Source organism: Intrasporangium sp. (assembly GCF_039812505.1).
Taxonomy (GTDB): Bacteria; Actinomycetota; Actinomycetes; order Actinomycetales; family Dermatophilaceae; genus Intrasporangium_A.
Window position 1 is genome coordinate 1 of sequence record NZ_JBDIAQ010000184.1, and the last position, 5973, is coordinate 5973.

Sequence of the window (5973 nt, forward strand, 5' to 3'; positions counted from 1 at the left end):
GAGCTGGTGGTCCGCGGCTCGACGGCCGCGGTGCGCCGCCGCTGACCCCCGCCGGCGAGGACACCCGGGCCGGGGCGAGGACACCCGGGCCGGGGCGGACGGCCCGGGCCGGGGCGGACGCCCGGGTCGGCCCGGACACCAGCGCTGGCGGACCGGAGGGGTCCTCGGCTCAGCCGCGCCGGGTGCGTTCGGCGAGCAGGTCGGCCAGCAGGGCCGCGACCGCGGTGGTGTCGGCGAGCCGGAACCGGGCCGCGCTCGGGCCCGGCCCGACCTTGACCGTGATGTCGCTCGGTTGCCCGAACCGGACGAAGACGTCCTCGTCGGTCACGTCGTCGCCGAGGTAGACCCGGGCGACCGGGTGCACCGCGGCGGCCAGCGCCAGCAGGGCGCTGCCCTTGTCGGCCGCCGAGACCGACAGCTCGACGACGGACTTGCCGGCCAGCACGCGGACGCCGGGCTCGGGCTCGCCGAGCGCGCGCGCCTCGGCCAGCGCCACGCGGGCGATCGGGTCCGGCAGGCCGCGGGTGTGCACCACCACCCCCGCCGCCTTGCGCTCGACGCGGGCCAGCGGGTGCCGGGCCGCCAGCCGGGCGCGCACCCGGTGCTCCAGCGCGTCGAGGCGAGCCACGTCCTCGGCGGAGACCGAGACCGCGCTCATCGCCGCCCGGACGGCGGGGTCGGACGACTCGGCCCCGTGGCTGGCGATCAGCGTGATGCCCGCGTCGGGGGTCAGGCCGGACAGTCGGCGCAGGGTCGCCAGGTCGCGGCCGGAGACCACCGCCACGCGCACCCCGGGCTGCATCGCCAGGCCGCGCAGGGTCGGCACGACCCCGGCGGTCGGCCGGACCGCGGCGGGGTCGCGCTGCAGCGACGCCAGGACCCCGTCGAAGTCCGTGGCGAGCAGGAGGGGGTCGGCGGCGGCGGCGGGACCCAGCGCGTCGGCCAGCGCGTCCGCGCCGGTGCGGCCCGCGGTCACGGCCCGTGCTCCGGACGGTCCGGTGCCGCGTCGAGAGCGGCCAGGAAACGCGCCGCCCAGCGCTGCACGTCGTGCTCGGCGACCCGGCGGCGCAGGGCCCGCATGATCCGCCGCTTCTCCGGCGCCGGGGTGTCGATGGCCCGCATGATCGTCTGCTTGAGCCCCTCGATGTCGTGCGGGTTGCAGGAGAAGGCCTGGTGCAGCTCGTGCCAGGCCCCGGTGAACTCACTGAGCACCAACGCGCCGCCCAGGTCGAAGCGGCAGGTGACGTACTCCTTGGCGACGAGGTTCATCCCGTCGCGCAGCGGCGTGACGAGCATGACGTCGGCGGCCCGGAACAGCGCCGCCATCTCCTCGCGGGGGTAGGAGTGGTGCAGGTAGTGGACGGCGGGATAGCCCATCACCCCGAGGTCCCCGTTGATCCGCCCGACGGTCTGCTCGACGTCGGCGCGCAGGTGCTGGTAGGCCGCGACCCGCTCGCGGCTCGGGGTGGCCACCTGCACGAGCGTGACCTCGGGCGGTCCGAGCCGGCCCTCGGCCAGCAGCTCCTGGTAGGCCTTCAGCCGATGCCGGATCCCCTTCGTGTAGTCGAGCCGGTCGACCCCGAGCATGAGGAGCTTCGGGTCGCCCAGCGACCGGCGGATCTCCTGCATCCGGGCGGTCACGGAGGGCTCGCGGGCCAGTGCCTCCAGGCCCTTGAAGTCGACTGAGATCGGGATCGCGGCAGCACGCACGCGCCGGCCCGAGCCGTCGGTGACGGTCACCGACCCGGCCCTCGTCTCGGCGTGGATCAGCTGCCGGCAGGCGCGCACGAAGTTGCGGGCGTCGGCCTGGCGCTGGAAGCCGAGGAAGTCCGCGCCGAGCAGGCCCTCGAGCAGCGGCCCGCGCCACGGCAGCTGGGCGAACAGCTCGACCGGCGGGAACGGGATGTGGTTGAACCACCCGATGCGCACGTCGGGACGCAGCGTGCGCACGTACGCCGGGACCAGCTGCAGCTGGTAGTCCTGGATCCAGACCCGGGCGCCGGGCGCGGCGACCTCGGCCACTGCCGCGGCGAAGCGCTGGTTGACGTGCTGGTAGGCCGCCCACCACTCCCGGTGGAACGAGGCCGCCACGATGACGTCGTGGTAGATCGGCCAGAGCGTGCCGTTGGAGAAGCCCTCGTAGTAGCGGTGGACCTCCTCGGCGCTCAGCCCGACCGGCACGAGGTGCACGCCGTCCTCGTCGAAGCGGTCCGGCGGGCTGCCGGGCTCGCCCGCCCAGCCGACCCAGGCGCCGGGCTGGGTGTGCATCACCGAGTCCATCGCCGTGACGAGCCCGCCGGGGCTGCGGCGCCACTCCGTCGCGCCGGACTCGGTGACGACCCGGTCCACGGGGAGCCGGTTGGCCGCGATCACGAGGTCGTAGGTCTTCGGCTTCGGGATGGACGGCACCGAATCAGCTCCTGGGGGTCGTGGCTCCACTGTAACCGTGCAGAACTGGCGTCGGGCCGCGCGCCGCTCTACTGTCGAGCCAAGAGCAACTCACGGTCGCGAGGAGGTCGACGTGAAGATTTCTGATGTGCTCCGGTCGAAGGGCTTCGGGGTCGTCACCATCACACCCGACGAGACGGTCTCCGGGCTGCTCGCGCTGTTCCACGAGAACCGCATCGGGGCGTGCGTCGTCAGCACCGACGGCAAGTCGGTCGACGGCATCGTCTCGGAACGCGACGTGGTGCGCAGCCTGCACACCGACGGCACCGCGATCCTGCTCGGCCCGGTCTCGCAGATCATGACCAGCGAGGTCACCACCGGCACGGCCGACGACGAGATCGCCACGCTGGCCGCCACGATGACCAACGAGCGCGTCCGGCACGTGCCGATCGTCGACGAGAGCGGGGCGCTGACCGCGATCGTCAGCATCGGCGACATCGTCAAGAGCCGCCTGAACGAGCTGCAGTCGGAGCGCGACCAGCTGCGGGACTACATCTCCCAGTAGCAGTCGGCCGGGCCGCTTAACCTAGGTGGCATGACGACCGACGACCGGACCGAGCAGGTCACCACGGTCGTGCCCTCCGGTGCCGGGTCCTCCGGTGCCGGGTCCGGCGAGCCGAGGCGGCCGCAACGGCTGGGGAGCTACCGGCTCGTCGAGCAGATCGGCGAGGGCGGGATGGGCGTGGTGCACCTTGCCCTGGACCCGCGCGGCCGGGCGGTGGCCATCAAGGTGCTGCGCACCCATGTCGCTGACGACCCGGACGCCCGCGCCCGGCTCGGCCGTGAGGTCGAAACCCTGTCGCTGATCCGCGACGACCGGGTCGCAGGGGTCCTCGACGCCGATGTGATGGGCCCGCGCCCCTACATCGTCACGCGGTACGTCGCCGGCCCCTCGCTCGAGGAGGTGGTCGCCGAGCGCGGCCCGTTCGAGCCGGCGGCGCTGCTACGGCTGGCCCGGGGCATCGCCGAGGGGATCCGTGCGATCCACGCCTGCGGCGTCGTGCACCGCGACATCAAGCCCGGCAACGTCCTGCTCGAGGAGGGCGAGCCGGTGCTGATCGACTTCGGGATCGCCCACCTGCAGGACGACGTCAGGCACACCGTGGGCGGGCTGGTCATGGGCACCCCCGGCTACCTCTCGCCCGAGCTCGTCGAGGGCGCCGAGATTACCGACGCGACCGACTGGTGGGGCTGGGCCGCGACGATCACGTATGCCGCCTCCGGTCGCCCGCCGTTCGGGCGGGGACGGATGGCGGCGGTCCTCAGCCGGGTCCGGGCCGGTGAGGTCGACCTGACCGGGGTCGACCCGCGGCTGGTGCCGCTCCTGCGCGCCGCACTCGCGCCCGACCCCGGTGCCCGGCCGCACGCCGACGACGTCCTGGGAGCGCTGGAACAGTTCGCGAACGGACATGCCGCGACGGTCCCGGAGCCGTCCGGGCAGGTCTGGGACGACCCCGCCCAGCACGGGCCACCTGGCTCGACCCGGGTGCTGACGCCACGGGGGACGGCGGTCCTGCCGGCCGTGCCGGAGGCGCCGGACGTCGGGGCCGGCGCCGGCTCGCCCTGGCCACCGCCCACCGGGGTCCCGGTGACCCCGGACGCCGGCTGGGCGGCATACCGCGAACCGGCGCAAGGCGACCACGACGAGGACGGGTGGGACGAGCAGCAGGTGGCCCCGGGGCCCGACCCCCGGGTCGGGCTGGCGCGCCGCACCGGCTCGCTGCTCGCGCTCGCGGCGGCCTGGCTCGGGCTGGCGGCGGCGATGCCGGGCATCGCGCTGTTCGTCCTGGCCGGCTGGTCGGTCCTGGGACGTGCCGTCGACAGGTCGATGACCGGACTGGTCCGGCGCCGCTACGACCGCGGCCGCCGGCGCAGCGACGTGCCGTGGGCGCTGGCGGCCAGCCCGTACCACCTGGTCGGCGGGGCGCTGGCGACCGTGCTGAGCCTGGTGCTGCCCGCCGGGGTGACCGTCGCGGCCATCTTCGCCTCGTCGCTGGTGGCGGCGGCGGTGCGCGGCGGCGAGCTGGCCCCCGGGTCGCCGGTCACGCTGCTGGCGGGGGGCGCGGCGGGCCTGCTCATGCTGTGGTGGGGCCCGGGCGGCACCTCGCTGCGGCGCGGCTCGCGGTCGGTCGTGCGCCGGGTCGTCCCGCGTGGCCTGCCGACCCAGGTCGTCGGGTTCGCCTGCGTGGCAGCGGGGTTGATCCTCGCGGCCGTGGCGCTCTCGCGGGGCGTGAGCCTCGACTGGCGGCCCTGGAGTGGCAACCCCTTCGGCGGCTGACCCGGGTCTTGCCGCGAGGCGCGTTGATAAAGGATCGGCCAAGAAAAGGTCACGAAAAAGTCTCGCCGACGGTTGTGCCGCGGGGCTCGCGTCCCGTACCTTCGTAGCGCAGCGGCATCCGTTCGGAGGCCACCGAGGTCCCCTCCCCGGGCCTTCGGACCGTGCCGCTCCGTCCTGCCCGGACCTCTTCGGCGCAGGGCGCACAACTGCAAATGGCACCCACACACCGGTCCCTGAGCGCGCCGAGCCTCGCCAGCCAGGGACGTCGCCCGGCTCCTGCCGGGCCCGGGCGAGGACGGGGGACCCACTGGCCCGCACGGGCCTGGGGTGAGGTCGCGCGAGCGACGGGGCACCTGACGCCCCAACCCGACAGCTAACTCCGCAGGCGCCGTCAGGAAGGATCACCATGCAGTACCACCAGTCGAAGCATGCTGCCCCGAAGAAGCTCTCGCTCAAGCAGCGCGCCGCCGGCGTCGGCATCGCCGGGGCGGCCACCATCCTGGGCGGCATCGCGATGTCCGGCTCGGCCAGCGCCTCCTCGGTCTGGGACCGCGTCGCGGCCTGCGAGTCCGGCGGCAACTGGCACATCAACACCGGCAACGGCTACTACGGTGGCCTGCAGTTCTCGAACAGCACGTGGCGCGGCTTCGGCGGCGCCTCCTACGCGCCGCGGGCCGACCTCGCCAGCAAGGCCCAGCAGATCGCGATCGCGCGCCGCACCCTGGCCGCGCAGGGCCCCGGCGCCTGGCCGGTCTGCTCGCGCCGCGCCGGCCTGACCCGCGCCAACGGCGGCGCGTCCTCCTCGGCCGCTGCCTCGCGGTCGACGGCCCGCAAGGCCATCGCGCCGAAGAAGGCCAACCGCGCCTACGCCGCACCGAAGGTCAACACCGGCAAGGGCAAGCGGGTGACCGTGAAGCGGGGCGACAGCCTCTCGAAGCTCGCGGCGCGGCATGGCGTCAACGGTGGCTGGCGTGCGATCTACAACGCCAACCGCGGCTCGATCCAGAACCCGAACCTCATCTACGTCGGCCAGGTCGTCCGCCTGCCGTGACCGGCTGAGGTCGCAAGCCTGCCGGCCCCGTGAGGCTCCCCTCTCCTCGTGGGGCCGGCTTCCCCGGTATGCCGCCCACTCGGCTACGCTTCTCGGCGTCCCGTCCGTGGTGGCGGGCCGATCCGCTGGCGTGGCGCAATCGGTAGCGCACCTGTCTTGTAAACAGGTGGTTAGGGGTTCGAGTCCCCTCGCCAGC

General features: G+C 74.3%; 5 protein-coding genes and 1 riboswitch. Of the genes, 3 read left to right on the forward strand and 2 right to left on the reverse strand.

What is annotated here, in order from left to right:
• Positions 1-169 precede the first annotated feature (169 nt).
• Both otsB and WMI84_RS16330 read right to left on the reverse strand, forming a co-directional pair.
• Positions 170-976: a trehalose-phosphatase gene (gene otsB, locus WMI84_RS16325; RefSeq protein WP_347354833.1), complete on the reverse strand. Its 807-nt coding sequence runs from the start codon at positions 974-976 to the stop codon at positions 170-172.
• Complete coding sequence (locus WMI84_RS16330; protein WP_347354834.1) at positions 973-2439, reverse strand: trehalose-6-phosphate synthase; 1467 nt, start codon at positions 2437-2439, stop codon at positions 973-975. The genes otsB and WMI84_RS16330 overlap by 4 nt, the downstream gene beginning before the upstream one ends.
• Positions 2440-2521: 82 nt before the next feature.
• On the opposite strand from WMI84_RS16330, the gene WMI84_RS16335 reads away from it, so the two are divergent.
• The 3 genes from WMI84_RS16335 to WMI84_RS16345 all read left to right on the forward strand — a co-directional run bounded on the left by WMI84_RS16335 (position 2522) and on the right by WMI84_RS16345 (position 5777).
• Positions 2522-2953 carry a CBS domain-containing protein gene (locus WMI84_RS16335; RefSeq protein WP_347354835.1) on the forward strand — a complete coding sequence of 144 codons (432 nt, stop codon included), beginning with the start codon at positions 2522-2524 and terminating at the stop codon, positions 2951-2953.
• Between the two features lie 30 nt (positions 2954-2983).
• Positions 2984-4726, forward strand: a complete 1743-nt coding sequence (locus WMI84_RS16340) for a serine/threonine-protein kinase (protein WP_347354836.1) — start codon at positions 2984-2986, stop codon at positions 4724-4726.
• A gap of 267 nt (positions 4727-4993) precedes the next feature.
• A riboswitch (cyclic di-AMP (ydaO/yuaA leader) is annotated at positions 4994-5130 on the forward strand.
• Between the two features lie 2 nt (positions 5131-5132).
• Positions 5133-5777, forward strand: a complete 645-nt coding sequence (locus WMI84_RS16345) for a transglycosylase family protein (protein WP_347354837.1) — start codon at positions 5133-5135, stop codon at positions 5775-5777.
• Positions 5778-5973 lie beyond the last annotated feature (196 nt).

Coding starts and splice junctions, on each gene's coding strand:
- WMI84_RS16340 (WP_347354836.1), top strand. CDS start 2,984: ATGACGACCGACGACCGGACCGAGCAGGTCACCACGGTCGTGCCCTCC.
- WMI84_RS16345 (WP_347354837.1), top strand. CDS start 5,133: ATGCAGTACCACCAGTCGAAGCATGCTGCCCCGAAGAAGCTCTCGCTC.